The sequence below is a fragment of the Streptomyces sp. NPDC026062 genome, assembly GCF_055568375.1.
In genome coordinates, this window is record NZ_JBVHOQ010000056.1 from 15,723 (window position 1) to 40,612 (window position 24,890).

A 24,890-nucleotide genomic window follows, 5' to 3' on the forward strand; every position below is an offset into this window, starting at 1 on the left:
CGGAGGCCCTCTCGTCAGCCGGCCGGTGAGGACGCTAGCGTGGTGGCACCTTTGCACACGCGGGAGCTCGGAGCACCGGGCTGAGAGGGCGCTGATCTCCGTACGGCCGTACGGACAAGCTGCGCCGACCGCCGAACCTGTTACCGGGTAATGCCGGCGTAGGGAGTAGGTCTCATGACCACATCGGACGCACGCACGCCTGCCTCGAACCAGAGCGACGAGGCCGGGAAGTCCATCGGCTGGCACAAGGGGTACGTCCAGGGCTCACGCCCGGACCTCCGGGTGCCTGTCCGTCAGGTGCACCTCACCAATGGCAAGAACGTGACGTTGTACGACACCTCGGGGCCGTACAACGACCCCTCGGCCGAGACCGATGTCCGCCGCGGGCTGGCGCCTCTGCGAGAGAACTGGATCACCGCCCGTGGCGACACGGAGGAGTACTCGGGGCGCCCTCGCCGCCCCGAGGACGACGGAGTCAGGCACGCCTCGCAGCGCGGTGGGCTGCGCAATCTGGACGCGGTCTTCCCGGGCCGCCCGCGCCGGCCGCGGCGCAGCCGGGACGGCCGTCCCGTCACCCAGCTCGCGTACGCCCGCCGGGGCGAGGTCACCCCGGAGATGGAGTACGTCGCGATCCGGGAGAACGTCGGGCCGGAGGTGGTGCGCGAGGAGATCGCCGCCGGCCGGGCCGTGTTGCCGGCCAACGTCAACCACCCGGAGATCGAGCCGATGATCATCGGCAAGCGGTTCCTGGTGAAGGTGAACGCCAACATCGGCAACTCCGCGGTCTCGTCCTCCATCGAGGAGGAGGTGGACAAGATGACCTGGGCGACCAAGTGGGGCGCCGATACCGTCATGGATCTGTCCACCGGGCGCAACATCCACACCACCCGTGAGTGGGTTCTTCGCAACTCCCCCGTGCCGATCGGCACCGTGCCCCTCTACCAGGCGCTGGAGAAGGTCGACGGCAGGGCGGAGGAACTGACCTGGGAGATCTACAAGGACACCGTCATCGAGCAGGCCGAACAGGGCGTCGACTACATGACGGTTCACGCCGGCGTGCGCCTGCCGTACGTACCGCTGACGGCCCGCCGCAGGACCGGCATCGTCTCCCGGGGCGGCTCGATCATGGCGGCGTGGTGCCTCGCGCACCACAAGGAGTCGTTCCTCTACGAGAACTTCGAGGAGCTCTGCGCGATCCTCGCCTCGTACGACGTGACGTACTCCCTCGGCGACGGACTGCGGCCCGGCTCGATCGCGGACGCCAACGACGAGGCCCAGTTCGCGGAGCTGCGTACGCTCGGCGAACTGAACACGGTCGCCAAACGGTTCGGGGTCCAGACCATGATCGAGGGCCCGGGGCACGTTCCGATGCACAAGATCAAGGAGAACATCGACCTCCAGCAGGAGATCTGCGAGGAGGCGCCGTTCTACACACTGGGCCCTCTGACCACGGATGTGGCGCCGGCGTACGACCACATCACCTCGGGTATCGGCGCGGCGATGATCGCCTGGTGGGGGACGGCGATGCTCTGCTACGTGACGCCCAAGGAACACCTGGGTCTGCCCAACCGGGACGATGTGAAGACCGGGGTCATCACCTACAAGATCGCGGCTCATGCGGCGGACCTCGCCAAGGGGCACCCGGGGGCGCAGGAGTGGGACGACGCGCTCTCGGACGCACGGTTCGAGTTCCGCTGGGAGGACCAGTTCAATCTGGCTCTCGACCCGGACACGGCACGGGAGTTCCACGACGAGACACTGCCGGCGGAGCCGGCGAAGACGGCGCACTTCTGCTCGATGTGCGGCCCGAAGTTCTGCTCGATGAAGATCAGCAGAAGCATCACCGAGCAGTTCGCCCCGGATCCTGCCCTGACCGACAGTGCCGAGGTTCAGGCCGGGATGCTCCAGAAGTCGAGGGAGTTCTCGGAGGGCGGGAACAGGTTGTACCTGCCGCTCGCGGAGTGATGCGAAGCACCCGCGGCTGAGCAGGCCCTGAGGAGCGCAGGGCCGGCGGGCCCCGCAGGCCCTGTGCTCCTGAAGCCGTTCAGGCCTCGGTGCCGGCGGGTCTCCTATGTGCCCATGCACGACGCGCAGCCGATCGACCGGGGACCCGTCTGGCCGGAGGGGAATGCCACGGAGCGGATCCGCGAGTTCGTACGGGCTGCGACGGACGTTGCCGGGGAGCTGCCGGCCGCATGAGTGTCCGGTCGGGTTCGGTGCGGCGCCGCGCGGTCGGATGCGGCGCCGTACGGTCCGATCGTCGCCATCGTCGCCAGTCCGAAGCCGGACTTCGGCGGCGGTCTCCCCGGACGCGCTTCCGGCGACAGGCTTCCTGGGACTGACCTGACCTGACTGCCCGCGTCCGGTCAGTCCAGTTCGTTCTCCGGCCCCCCGAAGTCGGGGCTCGTGAAGTCCGGACTGGTGAACGTCGGGCGAGGCGCGGCGGCGGGTCCGTCGCCCGGACTGGAGAAGTCCGGCCGGCTGTAGCCGACCTTCGGGATGCGGTTGGCCGAGCGGCGCGGGATGCGCGCGGCCGGGGCGGCTCCGGGATCGGCGAGGGCGTCCCGCAGGAACGGCAGGATGCCGCGTTCCAGCAGGGCGTGCCGCCAGGCTTCCCGGGCGCGCGCCACGTCCTCCGGCAGCTCCTCGCCCTCCTCGAAGGCAGCCGGCGCCGAGCCGTTGCGCAGAGCCGTGATGAGGAGGCCGACACCGGCCACGAGGATCGCGGCAGCGGTCGCCGCCGTGAAGAACCAGCCCGCGCCGACCATGGTGCGTGCGAACGCCGGAGGCGGGTCGAGTGCCTTGAGGATGTAGCCGATGACCAGGAAGAGCACCGCGGCGGTGCCGGCGAGCAGCGGCGCCAGCACGGTGATGACGACTCCTATGCCGGCGCCCGACTGGTTCAGGCCGGTCGGGCCCGTGTCGGGTTCGCCGTCCTGGTCCCGGGCGGCGGCTGCGGCGCGGATCTCTTCGCGAGCCTTGATGTAGTGCTCGTACTCGGTGGCCGCGGCGGCCGTGATCAGCGCCGTGGCGGCCATCGCCATGGTGCGCAACTGCACCGGGTTGAGCCGTTCACCGACAGCGGCCAGATCCGGTCGTTCATGGGCGTGACGCAGTGCGTCGTCGAGGATCCGCTCGTACTCGGGGCGGTCCTCGGTCAGCAGGTGCGGAGCGCTGTTCATGTGCATCCCCCGATGCTCCGTAGGGCCTGTGCGCCCGGGCGAACCGGGCAGTCGGGCGGAAACGGAGGAGAGCCTGCTACTGATACGCCGATGGTAGAGCGCCCACGGCAAGGGGTGACAGGGGGTTTCCGGAAATAGGCCCAGTGGTCCGCGTGTTCAGGTCGGAAAGCGTCTTCCCCGAAGTACGTCAGTCATGCAGCGGGAGTTGGACGACCAGTAGCTTTCCGGCCATGGTCACTCCGCCGTCCATGGCGATGGCAAGGCCGTCCGCGTACACGTGCGGTCCGTCCACCAGCGGCCCCGACCTGTCCTCGCCGTCCTCGGAACCTACCTCGCCCAGAAGGTAGGGAATGGGGCTGTGACCATGGACGATGCGGCGGCCACCGTATGCCGCCATGAGCTCCTGCACGGCCTGTGGACCCGATTCGTCGCGGAAGGCGAACCTCTTGGTCAGCTTGCGGAAGAGGTCCCAGCACTCATCGGCGTCGTTCCGCGTGAGGATGGCGTGCACTGTGTCATTGACGTCCTCGATGGTGGAGCCGTAGTCGAGGTACGCCGTGGTGTCCGAGTGCATCAGGAGGTGCTCGTCCTCCTCGACGACGGCGTCCAGCCGGGACATCCACTGGAGGTGGACGTCCTGGAGCCGTTCCATGTCGGTCTTCTGGCCGCCGTTGAGCAGCCAGGCCGCCTGGAAGGTGGCGGTGCCGGCACCGGAGTTGACCGGGGTGTCACCGAACCTCTTGGCGCCGATGAGCAGCAGCTCGTGGTTGCCCATCAGGGCTTTGCAGTAGCCGCCGGCGGCCGCGGCCTCGGCGGACAGCCGCATCACGAGGTCGATGACGCCGATTCCGTCGGGTCCCCGGTCGGTGAAGTCGCCGAGGAACCAGAGCCGGGCGTTGCCCGCGGCCCAGCTTCCCTCGGCGTCGATCAGGTCCTGTTCGGTGAGGGCGGCGATGAGCTCGTCCAGATAGCCGTGGACGTCACCGACGACGTACAGCGGTCCGAGGCCGGACTCCTGGGCGGGCCGCGGGTCGGGCACGCTCCGTACCTGGACGGTGTCCTCGCGGCCGATCACGGGGAGGTCGCGCGCGGTCGGCGTGTACCCCTCCGGCGGTTCCCCCCCGGGGAAGGGGTTGCCCGGATGCGGGGCGGGCGGCGCAGCGGACTGCGCATAGGGCGGTACGCGGAAGTCGCGCAACGTCGCCGTCCGCACCACGGGTTCCTGACCGGCCCCCTGTGTCATCGACCCCTCCACCACCGTCGCGCCGCCGTACACCTGACGGGCCCTGCTGGTCGGGGTGGTCCGCGGTGTCGTGCGCCCATCATAGGAATGAGGATCGTGCTCTGTGACGCACCAGGGGTGGTGAATCCGTGAGCACGCCAGGTTCATCGGCCGATTAGTACCAATTGGCCTGATCAATCCCCTGCCGGGGAGCGTGGTGCGCTGACCGTGGTGCGCGGCGGACGGCGTTGCGAGGAGGTCCGGACGATGAGCTCCGTCGGTATGACCCGTTCCACCGGGCCGTCCTGGTTGACCCCTTCGATGGCGTCGATGAGCAGCTGGACGACCGCCGTGCCGATGCGGCGCGGTTTGAGTGACAGCGTGGTGATGGGCGGCTCGGTCGTCGCGTACACGGTGGACTCGCTGCAGCAGACCAGGAGCAGGTCCTCCGGGACGCGCAGGCCGTACCGGCGGGCGGCTGCCAGCAGATCGGTGCCGTTGGGGTCGAAGAGGCCGTAGACGGCGTCCGGGCGGTCCGGACGGGCCAGCAGGCGGTCGGCCGCCACCGCGCCCGCGCACGGGTCGTGGGCGGGGTAGGACTCGTACACCGGGTCCTGGCCGACGCGCTCGCACCAGTGGAGGTACGCGGTCGTGGACAGCCGGGTGTACGTGTCGGTGGTGGTGCCGGTGAGCAGCCCGATGCGGCGGGCTCCGGCTGCGGCGAGGTGGTCGAGGAGGTCGAGGACGGCTGCCCGGTGGTCGTTGTCGACCCATGCGGTGACAGGGAGGGTCCCGGCCGGCCGGCCGTCGGAGACGACGGGTAACCCCTGTCGTACGAGCTCGGTGACCACCGGGTCCTGGTCGGAGGGGTCGATGACGACGGTGCCGTCGAGGGCGACGTTCGACCAGACGTCGTGGCGCGAGGTGGCGGGAAGGATGACGAGGGCGTAGCCGCGGGCGAGCGCGGCGGAGGTGGCGGCTCTGGCCATCTCGGCGAAGTACGCGAATTCGGTGAAGGTGAAAGGTTCATCCCCGTAGGTCGTCACGGTCAGGCCGATCAGGCCCGACTTGCCGGTACGGAGCGTTCGGGCCGCGGCGGAAGGGCGATAGCCCAGGCGCTCGGCGACCTCACGGACATGGCTGCGGGTGGCGTCCGGGAGCCTGCCCTTGCCGTTGAGCGCGTCGGAGACAGTCGTGATGGAGACCCCGGCGGCGGCGGCCACGTCCCGGATTCCTGCTCGTCCCTGCCGGCCGCCGCGCCGGGGGGTCTCCGTCCGGCTCACCTGGTGCTTCCCTGCTGCTGTCATGGCGAGCCGATAGTAGGGCTCGCGCGGGCAGTTGGCCCGATCGCATATGCACCCGTTAAGAGGCACGTTTCTGCATGGTCATCAAGCCTCAATCGCCTTGTTAACAGAGGGTGTTGTGGGGTCATGCCGTCATGTGTCACGTGTCGGGCCGGATGGGCCTGGCGATACGTCGATGTCTCGAAGAGGTCTCAACTCACCTCTTCGGGGGACGCGCGCCACGGAGTGAGCCACCGGCGCGCGCCACCGCGAGGGGCGCTCCCCCTCATTCCGGGGTTCACCGGACCAATCCCCGGTCCACCATTCGCGTCGGCGCCCAATCCTCATAAGGTGAGCAGTATTGATGTGTAAGGACGGTCGAGGAGGACCTGCGGTGAGCGAGACGAGTCCCAAGCTGCGTGCCGAACTGGATGGCGTCCCCGCCTATGTGCCGGGCAAGCCGGCCGCGGCGGACGGACCGCTCGCGTTCAAGCTGTCCTCCAATGAGAATCCCTATCCGCCGCTGCCGGGGGTCATGGAGTCCGCGCTGGCCGCGGCCGCGAACTTCAACCGGTATCCGGACCTGGCGTGCACCGGCCTGATGAACGAGCTGGCGAACCGTTTCGGTGTGCCGCTCTCGCACCTGGCCACCGGCACCGGCTCGGTCGGCGTGGCCCAGCAGCTGCTGCAGGCCACCTCGGGCCCGGGTGACGAGGTCATCTACGCCTGGCGTTCCTTCGAGGCGTACCCGATCATCACGCAGGTCAGCGGGGCGACGTCGGTGAAGGTGCCGCTGACCGACGGTGAGGTGCACGATCTGGACGCCATGGCGGACGCGATCACCGACCGGACCCGGATGATCTTCGTCTGCAATCCGAACAACCCGACCGGCACCGTGGTGCGCCGGGCGGAGCTGGAGCGGTTCCTGGACCGGGTGCCGGGGGATGTGCTCGTGGTGCTCGACGAGGCCTACAAGGAATTCATCCGCGACGTGGAGGTCCCCGACGGCATCGAGATCTACCGGGACCGGCCCAATGTGGCGGTGCTGCGGACGTTCTCCAAGGCCTACGGTCTGGCGGGGCTGCGCGTCGGCTTCGCCGTGGCCCACGAGCCGGTGGCGGCCGCGCTGCGCAAGACGGCGGTGCCCTTCGGGGTCAGCCAGCTCGCCCAGGACGCGGCGGTGGCGTCGCTGCGGGCCGAGGACGAACTTCTGGGACGGGTGGGCTCCTTGGTGTGTGAGCGGCAGCGGGTGCACGAGACGCTGGTGCGGCAGGGATGGACAGTGCCCGAGTCCCAGGCGAACTTCGTCTGGCTGCGGCTGGGGGACCGTACCGCCGACTTCTCCGCGGTCTGTGAGAAGGCCGGCGTGGTGGTGAGGCCCTTCGCCGGCGAGGGTGTGCGGGTCTCGATCGGCGAGGACGAGGCGAACGATCTGTTCCTGAAGGTGACGGAGTCGTACCGCAAGGATCTGTAGCACCGGCAGCTTCCGGCAGCCCCGGCCCCGCACCTCGTTCGTTCGCGAGGTGCGGGGCCGTTCTGTGTGGGTGCAGGCGCCGGTTCGTCCTGCGTATGTGGCCGTAGGGGCCGGGGTGCCGTCGCGCGGCGACGACACCCTGCTGGGTGCCACCGGGGTGTCTGCTTCGGGGGTAATGATTGTTACGTCCTTGGAGGGGTACCCCGGTCCTACCTCCCGAAAGCGTGTGCGCCATAATTGCTTGTGAATGTGAACGCGTTCACAAGCGTGTCCTGTTTCCTCCGCTGTTCAGCCGGATTTATAGGACAAACTGCCGGTGTAATGGCGGCGACGTAAGGAGAAGACGACGTGGAGCTGGCTCTGGCGCCGGAGACCCTGGCGCGATGGCAGTTTGGAACGACCACCGTCTACCACTTCCTCTTCGTTCCCCTGACGATCTCTCTTGCCGCGCTCACTGCCGGCCTGCAGACCGCCTGGGTGCGGACCAACAAGGAGAAGTACCTCAGGGCCACCAAGTTCTGGGGAAAGCTCTTCCTGATCAACATCGCCATGGGCGTCGTCACGGGCATCGTCCAGGAGTTCCAGTTCGGAATGAACTGGTCCGACTACTCGCGGTTCGTCGGCGACATCTTCGGTGCCCCGCTTGCGTTCGAGGCGCTGATCGCCTTCTTCTTCGAGTCCACGTTCATCGGACTGTGGATCTTCGGCTGGGACAAGCTGCCGAAGAAGATCCACCTCGCCTGCATCTGGATGGTCTCGATCGGCACCATCCTCTCCGCGTACTTCATCCTGGCAGCCAACTCCTGGATGCAGCACCCGGTCGGCTACCGCATCAACAAGGAACGCGGGCGCGCCGAGCTCACCGACTTCTGGCACGTGCTCACGCAGAACACCGCGCTCGCCCAGTTCTTCCACACCATCACGGCGGCCTTCCTGGTCGGCGGCGCGTTCATGGTCGGCATCGCGGCCTTCCACCTGGCACGCAAGAAGCACATCCCGGTGATGCGGACGTCGCTGCGGCTCGGACTGATCACCATCGTGATCTCCGGTCTCCTCACCGCTGTCAGCGGCGACCAGCTGGGCAAGGTGATGTTCAAGCAGCAGCCGATGAAGATGGCGGCGGCCGAGGCGCTGTGGGACGGGCAGAACTCCGCCCCCTTCTCGATCTTCGCGTACGGAGATGTGAGCAAGGGCCACAACTCCGTCGAGATCTCGATCCCCGGGATACTGTCCTTCCTCGCCGACGACAACTTCAACTCGTACGTCCCCGGAATCAACGACATCAACAAGGCCGAACAGGAACGCTTCGGGCCCGGCGACTACCGGCCCAACATCCCCGTCGCCTTCTGGAGCTTCCGGTGGATGATCGGCTTCGGCATGGCGTCGTTCGGACTCGGGATCCTCGGACTGTGGCTGACCCGGAAGAAGTTCATGCTGCCGCCGGGGATGCGTACCGGTGAGGACGAGGTGCCTCATCTGGTCCTCTTCAAGAACAAGGCGCTGAGCCCGAAGCTCGCCAAGTGCTACTGGATTGTCGCGCTCTGGACCCTCCTCTTCCCCCTGATCGCCAACTCCTGGGGCTGGATCTTCACCGAGATGGGCCGTCAGCCCTGGGTGGTCTATGGCGTTCTGCAGACCCGTGACGCGGTCTCCCCCGGTGTATCGCAGGGCGAGGTGCTCACCTCGATGATCCTGTTCACGGTGCTCTACGCGGTGCTCGCCGTCGTCGAGGTCAAGCTCCTCGTGAAGTACATCAAGGCCGGACCACCGGAGCTCACCGACGCCGACCTCAACCCGCCCACCAAGATCGGCGGCGACGACGACGCCGACCGGCCCATGGCCTTCTCCTACTGAGGACACAGGGAGCCGAGAGATGGAACTCCACGACGTCTGGTTCGTGCTCATCGCCGTTCTCTGGACCGGCTATTTCTTCCTGGAGGGATTCGACTTCGGGATCGGTGTCCTGACCAAGCTCCTGGCGCGGGACCGGAAGGAACGACGGGTCCTGATCAACACGATCGGGCCTGTCTGGGACGGCAACGAGGTGTGGCTGCTCAGCGCCGGCGGGGCGACCTTCGCCGCGTTTCCCGAGTGGTACGCCACGCTGTTCTCCGGCTTCTACCTGCCGCTGCTGATCATCCTGCTCTGCCTGATCGTGCGGGGTGTTGCCTTCGAGTACCGGGCGAAGCGGCCCGAGGCGAAGTGGCAGACCAACTGGGAGCACGCGATCTTCTGGACCTCGCTGATCCCGGCCCTGCTCTGGGGTGTGGCCTTCGGGAACATCGTGCGCGGCGTGAAGATCGACGCGGACATGGAGTACGTGGGCAACTTCTGGGACCTGCTCAATCCGTACGCGATTCTCGGCGGACTGGTCACGCTCTTCCTCTTCACCTTCCATGGCGCGGTGTTCGCCGGACTCAAGACAGTCGGGGACATCCGGGCCCGGGCGCGAAGGCTGGCGCTGAAGCTGGGCGTGGTGACCGCGGTTCTCGCTCTGGGCTTCCTGATCTGGACCCAGATCGACAGTGGTGACGGCTGGAGCCTGATCGCGATGCTGGTCGCCGTGGTGGCCCTGGTCGCGGCGATCGGGGCCATTGCGGCGGGGCGCGAGGGCTGGTCCTTCGCCTTCTCCGGGGTGACCATCGCGGCCGCGGTCGCCATGTTGTTCCTGACGCTCTTCCCGAACGTCATGCCGTCCTCGCTGAACGACGCCTGGAGCCTTACGGTCACCAATGCTTCGTCCAGCCCGTACACGCTGAAGATCATGACCTGGTGTGCGGGGATCGCGACTCCCGTCGTCCTGCTCTACCAGGGATGGACGTACTGGGTGTTCCGCAGGCGAATCGGTACGCAGCACATCGCCGAAGCGCACTGAACGCAGTGAGTGCCATGACCGAGCCGAGCGCCCTGGGGTGTTTCACGTGAAACCGATCGATCCGCGTCTGCTCCGCCACGCCCGTGCCACTCGCCTGTTTCTCGTGGCAGTGGTGGCCCTCGGAGTGGCCGGAGCGGCGCTGGTCATCGCCCAGGCGATGCTTGTCGCCGAGGTGGTCGTGGGCGGATTCGAGGACGGGCTCACCGGTACGGGCCTCCGCACGCCTCTCCTCCTGCTTGCCGCGGTCGCACTCGGCCGGGCCATGGTCTCCTGGCTCACCGAACTGGCTGCTTACCGGGCCGGTGCGGCCGTCAAGTCCGAACTGCGCGGGCGCCTTCTGGCGCGGGCAGCGGAGCTGGGCCCGGACTGGCTGAGCGGGCAGCGCACCGGTTCGCTGGTTGCTCTCGCCACTCGGGGGATCGACGCGCTCGACGACTACTTCGCGCGCTACCTTCCGCAGCTCGGACTCGCCGTGGTGGTGCCGGTGGCTGTGCTGGCCCGGGTCGTCACCGAGGACTGGGTCTCGGCGGCGATCATCGTCGTCACGTTGCCGCTCATTCCGCTCTTCATGATTCTGATCGGCTGGGCCACGCAGTCGCGGATGGACCGGCAGTGGCGCCTGCTCTCCCGGCTCTCGGGGCACTTCCTCGATGTGGTCGCGGGGCTGCCGACGCTGAAGGTCTTCGGCCGGGCCAAGGCCCAGGCCGAGTCCATCCGCACCATCACCTCGCAGTACCGGCAGGCCACCCTGCGCACACTGCGGATCGCTTTCCTGTCGTCGTTCACCCTGGAGCTCCTCGCGACCCTGTCGGTGGCCCTCGTCGCCGTCACGATCGGCATGCGGCTTGTCCACGGTGAGCTCGACCTCTACACCGGACTGGTGGTGCTGATCCTCGCGCCCGAGGCCTATCTGCCGATCCGGCAGGTAGGTGCTCAGTACCACGCCGCGGCCGAGGGACTCTCGGCCGCGGAGGAGATCTTCGCCGTCCTGGAGGCCGAGCCGCGTACGGGCGGTACGCAGAACGTCCCCGGCTCGATGCGGCTGGAGCTGGAAGGTGTGACCGTTCGGCACGCCGGGCGCACCGAACCCTCGCTTGCCGAGGCCTCGCTGGTGGTGGACGAGGGGGAGACCGTCGCGCTGGTCGGTCCGAGCGGCGTCGGCAAGTCCACCCTGCTGAACGTGGTGCTGGGGTTCGCGGACCCCGACGAGGGCCGGGTGCGGGTCGGCGGGACCGATCTGGCGGCCCTCTCCCCCGAGCGCTGGCGCGAGCGGATCGCCTGGGTCCCGCAGCGGCCGCACCTCTTCGCGGGCTCGATCGCGGAGAACGTCCGGCTGGCTCGCCCCGAGGCGGACGACAGCGCGGTGATGGCCGCCCTGCGCGATGCCGGAGCGTACGACTTCGTTGCCGCGCTGCCGGACGGCGACCGCACGCTCCTCGGCGAGGACGGTGCGGGACTCTCCGCCGGACAGCGCCAGCGGCTGGCGCTCGCCCGGGCGTTCCTCGCCGACCGGCCGGTGCTGCTGCTCGACGAGCCGACCGCGAGCCTGGACGGTGAGACGGAGGCGGGCATCGTCGAGGCGGTACGACGGCTGGCGGCGGGCCGGACCGTGCTGCTGGTCGTCCACCGGCCGGCGCTTCTGTCGGTGGCCGACCGAGTGGTGACGCTGACGCCTGCCGGACCGGCGGACCAGCCGGCCGAGCGGGTGGTGACCCCGGCGCCTGCCGGAGTGGCTGAGCGGCTGGTATCCCCGGCACCTGCCGGAGTGGCCGACCAGGCGTTGATGCCGGCGCCTGCCGGACCGGCCGACCAGGCGTTGATGCGAGCGTCTGCCGGACCGGCCGTGAGGGCGCTCGATGAGGTGTCTGCCGCGATACCGGACGGGGCGTCCGTCACGGTGCCTCGGGCGGGGTCCGCCGTCGCGTCCGCTGCGGTACGTGAGGCGGCGCGTGAACCCCAGGCGCTGCGGGAGACCGCTGCGGGGACCGGACACGTGCTTGCCCGGGTGAGGGAGGCCGCCGGCGCGCAGCGTGGACGGCTGCTGCTGGCACTGTTGCTGGGGAGCCTGGCGACGGGTTCGGCCGTCGGTCTCATGGCTGTCTCCGGCTGGCTGATCTCCCGCGCCTCCGAACAGCCCCCGGTGCTCTATCTGATGGTGGCGGTGACGGCGACCCGCGCATTCGGGATCGGGCGGGCAGTCTTCCGTTATGCCGAACGCCTCGTCTCGCACGACGCCGTGCTCCGCATGCTCGCCGAGCTCCGCGTAGCCGTCTACCGAAGCCTGGAGCGCATCGCGCCCGCAGGACTGCGCCGGACCCGACGCGGCGACCTGCTCTCCCGGCTCGTCGCCGATGTGGACACCCTTCAGGACTACTGGCTGCGGTGGCTGCTGCCTGCCGCTACCGCCGTCGTCGTAGGAGTGGGAGCCGCAGGCTTCACCGGCTGGCTGCTGCCGGAGGCGGGCCTCGTGCTGGCCGCAGGGCTGTTGCTGGCCGGGATCGGGGTCCCGCTCGTCAGCGGAGCCTGCGCCCGGCACGCGGAGCGCCGCCTGGCACCCGCACGGGCCGAACTGGCCACCAGGGTCACCGACCTGCTCGGTGGAACCGCCGAGCTGACCGTCGCGGGCGCGCTTCCGGGGCGCATGGCCCGGGCCAGGGAGGCCGATGGCGCGCTGACCCGGATCGCCGCCCGGGCGGCGGCCGCCACCGCGCTCGGCGGCGGTCTCAGCGCCCTGATCGCCGGTCTCACCGTGGTCGCGGCCGCCCTCGTCGCCCTCCCCGCAGTGGCCACCGGCCGACTGGCCGGGGTGGAACTCGCCGTGGTCGTCCTCACCCCGCTGGCCGCCTTCGAAGCCGTGGCCGGCCTGCCGGTCGCCGTGCAGTACCGGCAGCGGGTCAAGCGGAGCGCGGAGCGGGTGTTCGAAGTGCTGGACGCCCCGGTCCCCGTGCGGGAACCCGCCGTCCCGGCCGAAGCACCTTCGTCGCCCTTTCCCCTGGAGGTGCGGGGGCTGTCCGCCCGTTACGCGGGGGCCGGACACGATGCGTTGGACTCCGTCGACCTCACGCTGGAAGCGGGCCGGCGCATCGCGGTCGTGGGAACGTCCGGTTCCGGGAAGACCACGCTGGCTCAGGTCCTGCTCCGGTTCCAGGACGCGCGGACAGGGACGTACCGGATCGGCGGGGTGGAGGCGTCCGCGCTGGACGGGGACACGGTGCGACGGTTCGTCGGCCTCTGCGCCCAGGACGCCCACATCTTCGACAGTTCCATTCGGGAGAATCTGCGGCTGGCCCGTACCGGTGCGACGGACGCGGAGCTGCGCGACGCTCTCGGCCGGGCCAGGCTGCTCGACTGGGCGGAGGCACTGCCGGACGGCCTGGACACCCTCGTCGGTGAGCACGGCGCACGCCTTTCCGGCGGTCAGCGCCAGCGGCTCGCCCTGGCACGGGCGCTGCTCGCGGACTTCCCGGTGCTGGTCCTGGACGAGCCGGCCGAGCACCTCGACCTGCCGACGGCCGACGCCCTGACCGCAGACCTGCTGGCGGCCACCCAGGGGCGTACGACGGTATTGATCACTCACCGTCTCGAAGGGCTGGCAGCCGTCGACGAGGTGATCGTGCTGGATGCGGGTGCTGTCGTACAGCACGGCCCGTACGAGGCCCTCGCGGCTGTCGACGGGCCGCTGCGCCGGATGCTCGCGCGCGAACGGGATACCGCATGCGTCTCCGGCGAACCGGTGGGAGCGCATGGCTGAGATGTTGGGCCGGCTACTGCTCTCGACTTTCCCCAACAAAAGGTACTAACTACGCTCTGGGTATGTCAGAGCAGGATCCGAACCACCCGCAGTATCCGAAGGACGCGAAGGGCGCGAAGGGCGCGAAGGACCCGAAGGACCCGAAGGACCCGAAGGACGCGAAGGACGCGAAGGACCCGAATCACTCGGATCAACCGTTGAAGCCATCGGGCTCAGGGGATCCGCTCGGCCCGCTCGATCCGCTCGGACCCACAGATTCGGCGGGTTCGGCAGACCCGCTCGACCCGACAGGCCCGACGGACCTGCTCAACGCCGCGACGGAGGCGACCCGCAGCCTGCAGGGCCTGTCCACCGAACTCACCGCTCGTGTCCCGCGCCTGCTGGAAGCCATGCGCTCGGTGGGCACGGGGCTCGAACTCCACTCCACGCTCGACCGGATCTGTGAGACGGCCGCCGAGTTGGCACACGCCCGCTACGCGGCGATCGGTGTCGTGGACGAGGAGGGCGAGGGTCTTTCCGACTTCGTCACCTACGGAGTCTCCGAGGCCGTGGTGCGCCGGATCGGCCGTCGGCCGGACGGCCACCGGGGACTGCTCGGTGCTCTCATTCACGACCCCCGCCCCCTGCGGCTGGCCGACCTGACGTCCGACCCCAGGTTCGCGGGCTTCCCGCCCGGCCACCCAACGATGCGCACCTTTCTCGGCGTTCCGATCCGGGTCCAGGGCGACATCTTCGGCAATCTCTATCTGGCCGAAAAGACCGATGGCGGTGAGTTCAACGACTACGACCTGCACATGGTCCGTGTGCTGGCCACAGAGGCCGGCATCGCCATCGGTAACGCGCGTCTGTACGAGGCGGCCAGGCAGCGCGAGCGGTGGATCGACGGCTCGGTGGCCGTCACCACCGCTCTGTTGTCCGGCGGAGACGCCGACGACGCGCTCTCCGTCGTTGCCGAACAGGCTCGTCATCTCGCCGGATCCGCGGCAGGCATCGTGTTGCTGCCGGCGGAGGACGGGGGGCTGGAGATCGTCGCCGTCTCCGCGGAAGACCCGTCCGCCTCGCTCGGAGTGATCATTCCGGCGCACAGTCCAGTGGTGGCCCGGCTGTTGAGCGGTGAGGCGGTCTTCATCGACGACTCGGCCACCGACTCCCGCCTGATCACCAGGCTGGCAGACCGGTTCGGCCCGAGCATGATGCTTCCGTTGCACAGCGGAGGCCGGGTGCTCGGTGCGCTCGTCACACCGCGCGCCAGGGGCGAGCGGCCGTTCACGGAGACCGAGCGGACCCTCGCCACGCAGTTCGCCTCACAGGCCGCGCTGGCGCTGATGATGGCCGAGGCGCAGCGCGACCGGGAGCGGCTGGCGGTCTACGAGGACCGCGACCGCATCGCCCGCGACCTCCACGACCTGGTCATCCAGCGGCTGTTCGCCACCGGGATGATGCTGGAGAGCGCGCAGCGACGGTCGGATGTGCCGGAGGTGCAGACCGGGGTGGGCCGGGCGGTCGACGAACTGGACGTGACGATCCAGGAGATCCGTACCGCGATCTTCGCGCTGCAGCAGGAGCCTGCCGAAGCACCCTCCGGGCTGCGCACCCGCGTTCTGCGTGAGATCAACATGGCGGCGGTCCCGCTGGGCTTCAAACCGTCCCACCGCTTCCTCGGCCCGGTCGACTCCCTGGTCGGTGAGCTGACCGGCAAGAACCTGATCGCGGCGCTGCGGGAGGCGTTGTCCAATGCCTTCCGCCACGCCGATGCGGGACGGATCGATGTGGTCGTCGATGCGACCGCCACGCTGCCCGACGGACGGGACGCGGTGCGGCTCTCGGTCGCCGACGACGGGGTGGGCATCCCGGCGGGCGGTCGGCGCAGCGGGCTGCGGAACCTGGCCCGCCGGGCGGAATCACTCGGTGGGGCCAGTTGGTTCGGGCCCGGCATCGGCGAGGACGGTGCCGGTACGACGGTGGTGTGGCAGGCGCCGATCTGAGGGCCGGGGCCGGGGCCCCGGGTGGATACGGGACGTGCCCCTCGGCTGTGACCGCCGGGGGCGGGCGGGTATGCGCCCTTCGGCTCAGACCGCCGGGGCGCTGCTCTCTCAGCAACGGGCCTCCGCAGTGTGCCGATCCCCGAGGCAGCCCCTCAGCGCACTGCCCGCGCGGGACGACTCTCAGCGCACCCCTCGCCAGGACGGCCCCTTCAGAGCTGCGCGTGGGGGCGTGCGTGTTCGGCGATGATCCGCTCGATGACGACCGCGACGCCGTCTTCGTTGTTGGTGACCGTACGGCCGGAGGCCGCCGCCAGAGCGGCCGGATGAGCGTTGCCCATCGCGTACGACGTACCTGCCCAGCTCAGCATCTCCACATCGTTCGGCATATCGCCGAAGGCGACGACCTCGGCCGAGGTGATGCCGCGCTCGGCGCAGCACAGCTCCAGCGTGCTCGCCTTGGAGACACCCGGTCCGCTGACCTCCAGGAGCGCCGTGGGGCTGGACCGGGTGAAGGATGCCCGGTCGCCGGCCGCGCCGAGGGCCAGGGCGAGGAAGTCGTCCGGGGCAAGTTCGCCGTGGTGGGCCAGGAGCTTCAGCACGGGGGTGCCGTCACCGGGCGTCTCCTCCTGGAGCAGCTTCTCGGCGACGGCCACCGTCGCGCCCGGGTCCAGGTGGAAGGGGGGGTAGGCCGGTTCGTAGTGGATGCCGGTGGCCAGCTCGACGGCGAACGACGTGCCGGGGGCGGCCGCACGCAGGGTGTGCACGACATCGAGGGCCGTCCGCCGCTCAAGTGCCCGCACCTTCAGCAGCCTGCCACCGGCGTGCAGGTTGGCGACGGCCGCGCCGTTGGCGCAGATCGCCAGGCCGTGGCCGTGCACATGGTCGCTGACGACATCCATCCAGCGGGCGGGTCGGCCAGTGACGAAGAAGACCTCGATACCGGCCTCCTCGGCAGCGGCGAGCGCCGCGATCGTGCGCTCCGAGACGGTCTTGTCATCACGCAGAAGTGTGCCGTCCAGGTCGGTGGCGATCAGCCGGGGAGCGGCAGAAACGGGCTGTTCGGTAGCTGAGGTCACGGGTCCATTCTCGCGCACGAGGGTGCACGGGCGTGCGTAGGGGCGCACATCTGAGTACGCACGCCTCTGAACAGGGGAACGTTCCTCTGGCATATGTCGTCGGATTCTCGTGCGCCACCTTCGGCGGAAGCGGGTGGTGGAGGGCTCAGCGGCTGGGCGGTCAGCCGTTGTCCGATGGGGCGCGGGCAGCGAGGGCTAGAAGGACGGCCATCACCTCGGCCAAGCCGTACTCGCCCCTCACATCACATCCTGACCTGGGAAACGTGCTCTTCGGCAGGCTCGGCCCGTCGACCGGCGCCTGCCGAGGGGCCGAGCCTGCCGAGGGGCCGAGGGGCCGGTCACCTGAGTTGGGTGAGGGCCTCGGTCGCGATGGCCTCGAAGGTCTTCTGGTCGGCCGCGAAGTCGGTGTCCGCCATCGGCCAGTGCACGACGATCTCGGTGAAGCCGAGCTCCTGGTGTTTGCCGGCGAAGTCCACGAAGGCGTCGACGGACTGCAGCGGGCGGCCCCGGTCGGGGGTGAATCCGGTGAGCAGAACCTTGCCGAGTCCGGCCACGTCACGGCCGATGGCGTCGCACGCGGCGGTCAGCTTCTCCACCTGTTCACGAAGCGCTTGAACCGACTCCTCCGGGGTGCCCGACGCGTACAGCTTCGGATCGCCGGTGGTCACCCACGCCTGCCCGTACCGGGCGGCCAGCTTGAGACCGCGGGGCCCGGTTGCGGCCACCGCGAAGGGAAGCCGGGGGCGCTGCACACAGCCCGGATTGTTCTGGGCGGCACCCGCCGAGTAGAAGGCGCCGTCATACGAGACCGTGTCCTCCGTGAGCAGTCGGTCGAGCAACGGCACGAACTCGGCGAACCGGTCAGCCCGCTCGCGCGGGGACCACAGTTCCTGCTCGCTGTGTGCGAGGGCGCTCGCATCGAAGCCGGTACCGCCCGCCCCGATCCCGAGCGTGATCCGGCCGCCGGAGATGTCGTCGAGTGAGATCAACTCCTTGGCGAGGGTGACCGGGTGCCGGAAGTTCGGCGAGCCCAAGCCTTGCTCATACGATCGGTGCCATGCCCCGCCCCAAGCACCGAGAGCCGACCATCACCCCGGGTGAACCGGCCGCCCTGTACTGCCGAATATCCCAGGCCGACGATGACGACCAGACCGGCGTCGACCGGCAGGAACGTATCTGCCGGGAGATTGCCGAACGCCGTGGTCTGGCCATCGACCCCGCCCACGTCTTCGTTGACAACAGCCGCTCCGCCTGGCGCCGCGACCGCAAGCGACCCGGCTGGGACCAGCTCCTCGAACACGCCCGGCGTCGCGAGTTCCGGCACATCATCGCTTACCACCCCGACCGGCTCATGCGGCAGCCGCGCGACCTGGAGGAGCTGCTCCAGGTCTCCGACGAGCAGGAGATCGTGCTGCACGGCGAGGCGAACCGCCGGAACCTCTCTGACCCCGACGACCGCTTCATCCTCCGCATCGAGGTCGCCCACGCCTGCCGCTCCTCCGACGACACCTCCCGGCGCCTCAAATCCGCGCTCGCGGAGCGGGCCGAGACCGGCATGCCGCACTCGGGCAAGCGGCGGTTCGGGTACGAGCCCGACGGCATGACCGTCAGGGAGGGCGAGGCCGAGATCGTCCGCGAGGTCTTCGACCGCTATCTCAAGGGCCAGAGCCCGGTCGCCATCGCCTTGGTCCTCCACAAACGCGGCATCCGGACCGTGTACGGCAAGGAGTGGACCCAGGGCACCGTCCGGGCGCTGCTCGACTCCCGCCACGTCGCCAGCATCCGCATGCACCAGGGCGAGGAGGTCGGCGCTGGGAAGTGGCCCGCCATCATCGACGCCGGCACCTGGGCCGAGGTCCGCGCCCGCCGCGAGTACCGGTCCGCGATCCACCAGACCAACCTGGAACTGCGCCGCTTCTACCTGCTGCGCGGCCTGGTCATGTGCAGGCGCTGCGGCACCCTCATGTCCGGCACCAAGGTCGGGGCGGTGCCCTCGTACCTGTGCACGCGCAAGAGCCGTAACGACGAGAAGAAGTGCGTCCGCCGCATCGCCGCTGTGAAGCTGGAGGAGTTCGTCACCGAGGCCGCGATCGACCTGCTCGGCCGCCTCACCGTCTCCGGCCGGCTCTCCTCCGCCACACCCACGAACGCCCTGACCGAGGCGGTGGAGGCGGACCAGCGGCAGCTCGCCGAACTCAACCAGATGTGGACCGCCAAGGAGATCTCCACGGCGGAGTACCGGGCGATGCGCAAGGGCATCACCGACCGAATCGCCAAGGCCCAGAAGCGGATGGTCGTACGTCCGGTGAAGCTGCTCGACGGACTTACGGGTCCGGGGGCCAGGGCGGCCTGGGAGGCCGACGAGATGACGGACGAGCGGCGCAACGCGGTGCTCCGCTTCCTCTTCGCTGGCGTAGTCATAGACGCGTCCGGCAAGCCGAGCGGAGTCTTCGACTGGGACCGCATCGACATCGAACAGAACCAGCTCTGAGGGCCGGGCAGGCTCGGGCGGGGGCGGATTATCCACGAGATCGCCGGTTCACCCAACCGGCGATCCTCCGGAAACTTAAGGGCGTCGCGTTCGGACGGCCTGCCAGTCGGCCATGAGCGCGGCACGCGCGGCCACAGGTGTTGGAGCACCTGGACGCAGCGCGATGCAACCGACCGCCCGACGACCTCACGCGGTGCGGGGACTGCCATCCCCGCACCGGCCGCAAGGAGCTGCCCGTGCGCCCGCCGCCCCAGGCGACCCCAGCACCGACAACCGCCACCACGACCCGAACCGCACGACACGAGGAAGCCCGAGCCCAGGCCCTGCGGCGTGTCTGCGCCGGCTTCACCACGACGATCAGCCCTCACAGCGCGGCACGGCTGGCCGACCTGATGACCGCGTCGCGATACGAAACGGCTGCCTGAGCCACCACGCAGAAAAGCGGCCCCGGTGTTGGAGCACCAAGGCCGCTGCTACTCCCAAGACGACCGCCCAAACGATCTACACGGTGCCGGGACCTGCCAGTCCGTATCGGCCCGAGACAAGGAAGCTCAGTGCCCCAGGGTACGACCCCGCAGTGGCAAGCACCATCCGCTCACCCCCACACCGGCCCGCAGGACGCGATCGGCGTCACGGCCCCCCAGCCCCACGACGCCGACGCCGAGGCCGCCGTGCTCGGGGCCTGCATGTTCCACAGCGCGGCCATCGACGAGGTCCGGCAGGCGTTGGAACCGGGCGACTTCTTCCGTCCCGCGCACACCACGATCTGGCACGCCTTGCTGGAGCTGCGCAGGCGGGAAGCGCCGACCGACGCGATCGCGCTGTCGCACCAGCTGAAGACCACCGGCGACCTCACGCGCGTGGGCGGCTCGCCATACCTGCATTCCCTGGCGGCCTCGGCAACCGTGGGTTCAGGTGCCACGTACTACGCGGACATCATCCGCAGCCACGCCGACCTGCGTGCCCTGCAGTCCACGGCGCTGCGCGTGCTCCAAGGCGCCACCGCGCCGGGAGCCGACCCGGCGGAGGTACGAAGCCTGCTGGCGGCATCGCTGAGCGAGGCCGCCGACCGAGCCCGCCACAGCTCGGGCGGGCGACTCCAGCGGTACGCCGTGGACGGCTGGTCCTTCGTCACCGACACCCCCACCACCACCGAACCCGTGTGGGGGACGCCGGGAAAAGCGGCCTGGGCATCGGGTGAAAGCCTGATGCTCGTCGGGCCTCCCGGCGTCGGGAAGTCGACGATCGCCCAGCAGATCGTCCTCGCCCGCCTCGGCCTGCTCGCCCAGGTCCTGGACATGCCCGTACGCGAGGGGGAGAAGGTCCTCTACATCGCAGCGGACCGGCCCAGCCAGCTCGCCCGAGCCTTCACCCGGGTCGTGCACCAGGCCGACCGGGACATCCTGGGTCGGCGCCTGGTCTTCTGGTCGGGACCACTGCCCGCCTCGCTCAACACCGAGCCTCAGCTCCTCGCCGAGCTGGCCGCCGAGCACGGTGCGGACACCGTGGTGATCGACAGCCTCAAGGACGTGGTCGGCAAGCTCACCGACGACGAGGCCGGCCTCGCGTACAACAACGCCCGCCAGCAGCTCCTGCGCGACGGCGTCGAGCTTCTCGAACTGCACCACCAGCGCAAGCAGGGCCCCGACGCCTCGCGCACCCAGCGCCCTGTCCTCGACCAGGTCTACGGTTCAGCCTGGTTCACTGCGGGCGCGGGGAGCGTTCTGTTCCTCAGCGGCGCGGCCGGGGACCCGGTGGTCCACCTCCATCACCTCAAGACCATCAACGACGAGATCGGCCCGCTGCCGGTCATCCACGACCACCCCCGTGGTACGTCGCGCGTCGACACGAGCCTCGACCCGCTGACCCTCCTGCGGCAGGCGGGCTCCCACGGCCTCACCGCCCGCCAGCTCGCCACGCAGGTCACCGGCGAGGACAAGCCCGTCGCGGCGGACATCGCCAGGGCGCGGCGTCGCCTGGAGAACCTCACCAAGAGCGGGCTCGCTGCCCAGGAGACCGGTGCCGGCGGCGGCACCGGGGGCGGCCAAGCAACCCGATGGAAGGCCGTCACCCGCCACATGATCGCCGTTTCCTGACCGGCGGACCCGTACGCGGTGCCGTACGCGCCCCGACCCGCCGAGGGCGTGTACGCACCGCCTCCGCCGCGTACGAATCTCGGGAAACCGCAGATCAGACGCTTACGCGCCATCGAACGGCGCATTCACACCCTGGGCGCGTACGCGCTGCCCCCTCCTTGGAGAGGGGGCAGCGTAGACGCCTCCGCCCTCACAGCCCGTGGAGAACCACCCTTGCTCGTCACCACATCCCCGGCCGACACCACCCCAGCGCTTGTCGCCACTGCGACGGGAGCGCGGGCATGACCAAGCAGAGCACCGAGCGATACGCGCTCGCGGCGGCCGGAGGGGTCATCGTCGCCCTTACCATCGGCGCCTTCTGGCTCTCGTACGCGCACCTCGCCGAGGTCGCAGGGCAGCATGGGCTCAGCGGCTTCCCCGCGCGACGATGGACATGGCCTGCCACCCTGGACGCCTTCATCATCGCGGGCGAGCTGCTCATGCTCCGTGCGGGTCTGCGCCAGGTGACCGACCGATGGGCCATCGCCATCACCACCATCGGGTCGGTCGGTTCCATCGCGCTCAATGTGGCGGGCGTGAGCGGAGCCGACGCTTCCCCCACTGCGCACTGGCTCGACTACGTCGTCGCCGCAGTCCCGCCAAGCGCCGCCCTCCTCGCCTTCGGCGTCCTGATGCGGCAGCTCCACCAGCTCGTGGCCGAGCCCACCGACCGTCCGGTTCCTGTTCCTGATCAAGTCCCTGATTCGGTGGCCGGTAGTTCCGTTCAGCGACCGGAACCCCAACGAACAGTTCCGCAGAGCAAGGCACGCGGTGGTCGACCGCCCGGCGCCACTCTCGATGAACTGGTTGAGATAGGCCGCATCGCCGTCGCCGAGAAGAGGAGCCTCACGCGGGCGATCGTCCAGCAGGCCATACGGGACAAGGGACTTTCGGTCAGCGGTAAACGGCTGACCGAAGTGATGAACGCCCTTCGGCCCGAGTTCGATACCGAGGCCGGATCCATCCCGACCGGCAGCTGACGATCCTCGTGGCCGACCGGAATTTGAAGTCCCGTCCCAAAGGCCCGCAGCCCGCGCCCCGGCTAGCTCCTCACCCCCCTCACGGAGAAACAGATCGTGATGCACGACCGCCACCCCATCGGTACCCCCGGCGCACGTCCGTCGCCGGCGAAGTCGTCCAGGATCTTGGACCGTTTGCGGCAGGCGTTTGGACGGGCTGACCCGGGCGGAGCCAGTAGTACCCCGAGTCCGACTCAAGGCCGGTCTTCGGGGATCTCCGCCCCAGGGGTGGCGGAGACGGCCCAGCACCAGGAGGCGCTGGGCCGGGAGGTCGGGGCCGAGGGCGGCTCTGACCAGGACGAGCTCCACGCCGTCCAGCAGCAGATCCTTAGCCCCGCACCCGCCACCGAACCGACGGCGGGCGAACGAGCACCGCAGAGCGTGCAGCCGACGATCCGCCGCTTCACCGGCACCAAGCGGACCGTCCGTGTCGGACCGCTGCGCTTCACCGGCGACGAGCACGCCGCGCTCCAGGAGGCCGCAGCCGAGCACGGCTACAAAGGGGAATCCGGCTTCACCGCGGACATCGCCCTCGCCTTCATCACCGGCCGGTTCACGGCGAACCTGCCGCTGTCCGAGGACCGCCGCCGCACCCACATGTTCCGCGCCCAGGTACTGCGCGAGCTCAACCGGATCGGCGTCAACATCAACCAGATCGCCCGCGCCCTCAACAGCGACCGCACCCCGCCCGACGTACGTGACCGTCTCGACGAGCTCCACCACCTGCTGGACCTGATCGCCCGAGCCCTGCGTGCCCCCGCCGAGACGGAGAAGGAGCAGGCCGCGTGATCGCCGCCATCAAACCAGCCGGTACCAACACCCGTGGCCTGCTCGCCTACCTCTACGGCCCCGGCCGCCACGACGAGCACCTCGACCCGCACATCATCGCCGGCTTCGCCACGCTCGGCATGCCCGACCCCGGCCGGAACCCGGACGCCACCCTCACCCAGCTCGCCCACCACCTCGACGAACCCGTGCACCTCCGGAACAGCGAGTTCGGGAAGAAGATCACCGACCACGTCTGGCACTGCCCCGTCCGCGCAGCCCCCGAGGACCGGCAACTCTCCGATACCAAGTGGGCCGACATCGCCCAGCGCATCGTCGAAGCCGCCGGCATCGCCCCGCCCGGCGACGACCTCGGCTGCCGCTGGATCGCCGTACGCCACGCGGACGACCACATCCACATCCTCGCCACCACCGTCCGCGAAGACGGCCGCCGCCCCAAACTCCACGGCAGCGGCATCCGCGTCGGCGACGCCTGCCGCCAGATCGAGACCGACTACGGCCTTCGCCAGCTGAAGAAGGGCGACCGCACCGCCGGAAAGCGCCCCACCCAGGCAGAGATGCACAAGGCCCAACACCTCGGCTGGGACCAGACCAGCCGCGACTGGCTCCAGGACCGCATCCGCGCCGCCATCCCCCACGCCGGCAACACGGAAGAACTCCTCACCTACCTCGAAGCCGACGGCATCGCGATCAAGCCCCGCCGCGGACCGTCCGGAGACCTCCTCGGCTACGCCGCCGGCCGCCCCGGCGACCTCAACAAAGACGGCGAACAGATCTTCCACCCTGGCGGAAAGATCGCCCCCGACCTCACCCTCCCCAAGCTCAAGGCCCGCCTGGAAACCACCGCACCCGAGGAACACCCCACCGCACGCCGCCAGCGCCCCACCACCCCCTGGCACCAGGCCACCGATGCCGTCGACATCCTCAACTCCGACATGGCTGACGACACCCACGCCCAGGCCCACATCACGGCACTCGGCGAACTCATCGAGGCCACCGCCCAGAAGGCACCTGACCACTCCCGAGCCGAACTACGCACCGCAGCACGGACATTCGCCCGCGCCCAGCGCTCCCAGATCCGAGCCGAGCACCAGGCCGCCCACACCCTGCGCCGCGCGACCCGCGACATCGCCCACACCACCACCGGCCCCGACGGCAGCACCTTCGCCGCCCTGCTCGCCGCCCTCGTCTGGGCCACGATCATCGCCGCCCGCTGGCACGAAGCGAAGAACCACGCCCACCAGGCCAAAGCAGCCCGCCAAACCCTTCACAACCTCCAGACAGCCGCCGACCATGCGCTCGTCCCGGTCATCGACAACCTTGCCGCTCGCCGGCCGAGCGACCAGGCCAGCCGGACCCTGACCCATGACGTCCGAGCGGCCGTGCCCGACCACGCCGACCGCATCCTCACCGACCCCGCCTGGCCGGCCCTCGCCACCGTCCTCGCCGACGCCGAAGCAGGCGGCCACAAACCCCACCAGCTCCTCAAGGAAGCCGCCGCCCAGCGCGAACTAGGTGTTCTGTCCACGGAGGTTGGTGACAGGTTTCACGGTGGGGTGATCTTGAACGAGTGAGGGCCTTCCGGGTTCGGTGTGGATTGCGACATCAACA

The 24,890-nt window shown here is 69.5% G+C and carries 15 protein-coding genes and 1 pseudogene; 11 read left to right on the forward strand and 5 right to left on the reverse strand.

Annotated features, from left to right (window positions below; genetic code table 11):
* Positions 1-174: 174 nt before the first annotated feature.
* The gene (gene thiC, locus ACZ4LX_RS34025; RefSeq protein ID WP_467650839.1) at positions 175-1,965 is read left to right on the forward strand and encodes a phosphomethylpyrimidine synthase ThiC; all 1,791 of its coding nucleotides are present in this window, start codon (positions 175-177) and stop codon (positions 1,963-1,965) included.
* A 401-nt stretch (positions 1,966-2,366) separates the two neighbouring features.
* On the opposite strand, the gene ACZ4LX_RS34030 is transcribed toward thiC, so the two are convergent.
* From ACZ4LX_RS34030 to ACZ4LX_RS34040, 3 genes are all read right to left on the reverse strand, one after another.
* Entirely contained in the window at positions 2,367-3,188 is an 822-nt protein-coding gene (locus ACZ4LX_RS34030) for a hypothetical protein (protein WP_467650838.1), read from the reverse strand.
* A 181-nt stretch (positions 3,189-3,369) separates the two neighbouring features.
* Positions 3,370-4,425, reverse strand: a complete 1,056-nt coding sequence (locus ACZ4LX_RS34035) for a metallophosphoesterase (RefSeq protein WP_467650837.1) — start codon at positions 4,423-4,425, stop codon at positions 3,370-3,372.
* A 173-nt stretch (positions 4,426-4,598) separates the two neighbouring features.
* The gene (locus ACZ4LX_RS34040) at positions 4,599-5,711 is read right to left on the reverse strand and encodes a LacI family DNA-binding transcriptional regulator (protein WP_467650836.1); all 1,113 of its coding nucleotides are present in this window, start codon (positions 5,709-5,711) and stop codon (positions 4,599-4,601) included.
* 370 nt (positions 5,712-6,081) lie between these two features.
* Here ACZ4LX_RS34040 and hisC point away from each other — a divergent pair, with 370 nt between their 5' ends.
* The 5 genes from hisC to ACZ4LX_RS34065 all read left to right on the forward strand — a co-directional run bounded on the left by hisC (position 6,082) and on the right by ACZ4LX_RS34065 (position 15,772).
* On the forward strand, positions 6,082-7,161 hold the full coding sequence (gene hisC, locus ACZ4LX_RS34045; RefSeq protein ID WP_467650835.1) for a histidinol-phosphate transaminase: 1,080 nt from the start codon (positions 6,082-6,084) through the stop codon (positions 7,159-7,161).
* A gap of 348 nt (positions 7,162-7,509) precedes the next feature.
* Positions 7,510-9,015 (forward strand): cytochrome ubiquinol oxidase subunit I, encoded by a 1,506-nt coding sequence (locus ACZ4LX_RS34050; protein WP_467650834.1) that lies wholly within the window; start codon positions 7,510-7,512, stop codon positions 9,013-9,015.
* Between the two features lie 19 nt (positions 9,016-9,034).
* Positions 9,035-10,036, forward strand: coding sequence for a cytochrome d ubiquinol oxidase subunit II (gene cydB, locus ACZ4LX_RS34055; protein WP_467650833.1), 1,002 nt, complete (start codon positions 9,035-9,037; stop codon positions 10,034-10,036).
* A 46-nt stretch (positions 10,037-10,082) separates the two neighbouring features.
* Complete coding sequence (gene cydD, locus ACZ4LX_RS34060) at positions 10,083-13,787, forward strand: thiol reductant ABC exporter subunit CydD (RefSeq protein ID WP_467650832.1); 3,705 nt, start codon at positions 10,083-10,085, stop codon at positions 13,785-13,787.
* A gap of 62 nt (positions 13,788-13,849) precedes the next feature.
* Positions 13,850-15,772, forward strand: coding sequence for a sensor histidine kinase (locus tag ACZ4LX_RS34065; protein WP_467650831.1), 1,923 nt, complete (start codon positions 13,850-13,852; stop codon positions 15,770-15,772).
* Between the two features lie 209 nt (positions 15,773-15,981).
* On the opposite strand, the gene ACZ4LX_RS34070 is transcribed toward ACZ4LX_RS34065, so the two are convergent.
* Both ACZ4LX_RS34070 and ACZ4LX_RS34075 read right to left on the reverse strand, forming a co-directional pair.
* Positions 15,982-16,848, reverse strand: a complete 867-nt coding sequence (locus ACZ4LX_RS34070; protein ID WP_467650830.1) for a Cof-type HAD-IIB family hydrolase — start codon at positions 16,846-16,848, stop codon at positions 15,982-15,984.
* 338 nt (positions 16,849-17,186) lie between these two features.
* A pseudogene (locus ACZ4LX_RS34075) lies at positions 17,187-17,876 on the reverse strand (LLM class flavin-dependent oxidoreductase); the annotation flags it as partial.
* Positions 17,877-17,905: 29 nt separating this feature from the next.
* On the opposite strand from ACZ4LX_RS34075, the gene ACZ4LX_RS34080 reads away from it, so the two are divergent.
* From ACZ4LX_RS34080 to ACZ4LX_RS34100, 5 genes are all read left to right on the forward strand, one after another.
* On the forward strand, positions 17,906-19,339 hold the full coding sequence (locus ACZ4LX_RS34080; protein ID WP_467650829.1) for a recombinase family protein: 1,434 nt from the start codon (positions 17,906-17,908) through the stop codon (positions 19,337-19,339).
* A gap of 554 nt (positions 19,340-19,893) precedes the next feature.
* On the forward strand, positions 19,894-21,435 hold the full coding sequence (locus ACZ4LX_RS34085; protein ID WP_467650828.1) for a DnaB-like helicase N-terminal domain-containing protein: 1,542 nt from the start codon (positions 19,894-19,896) through the stop codon (positions 21,433-21,435).
* A gap of 281 nt (positions 21,436-21,716) precedes the next feature.
* Positions 21,717-22,454 carry a DUF2637 domain-containing protein gene (locus tag ACZ4LX_RS34090; RefSeq protein WP_467650827.1) on the forward strand — a complete coding sequence of 246 codons (738 nt, stop codon included), beginning with the start codon at positions 21,717-21,719 and terminating at the stop codon, positions 22,452-22,454.
* A gap of 267 nt (positions 22,455-22,721) precedes the next feature.
* Positions 22,722-23,282 carry a MobC family plasmid mobilization relaxosome protein gene (locus tag ACZ4LX_RS34095; protein WP_467650826.1) on the forward strand — a complete coding sequence of 187 codons (561 nt, stop codon included), beginning with the start codon at positions 22,722-22,724 and terminating at the stop codon, positions 23,280-23,282.
* The gene (locus tag ACZ4LX_RS34100) at positions 23,279-24,853 is read left to right on the forward strand and encodes a relaxase/mobilization nuclease domain-containing protein (RefSeq protein WP_467650825.1); all 1,575 of its coding nucleotides are present in this window, start codon (positions 23,279-23,281) and stop codon (positions 24,851-24,853) included. Before ACZ4LX_RS34095 ends, ACZ4LX_RS34100 begins: the two co-directional genes overlap by 4 nt.
* Positions 24,854-24,890 lie beyond the last annotated feature (37 nt).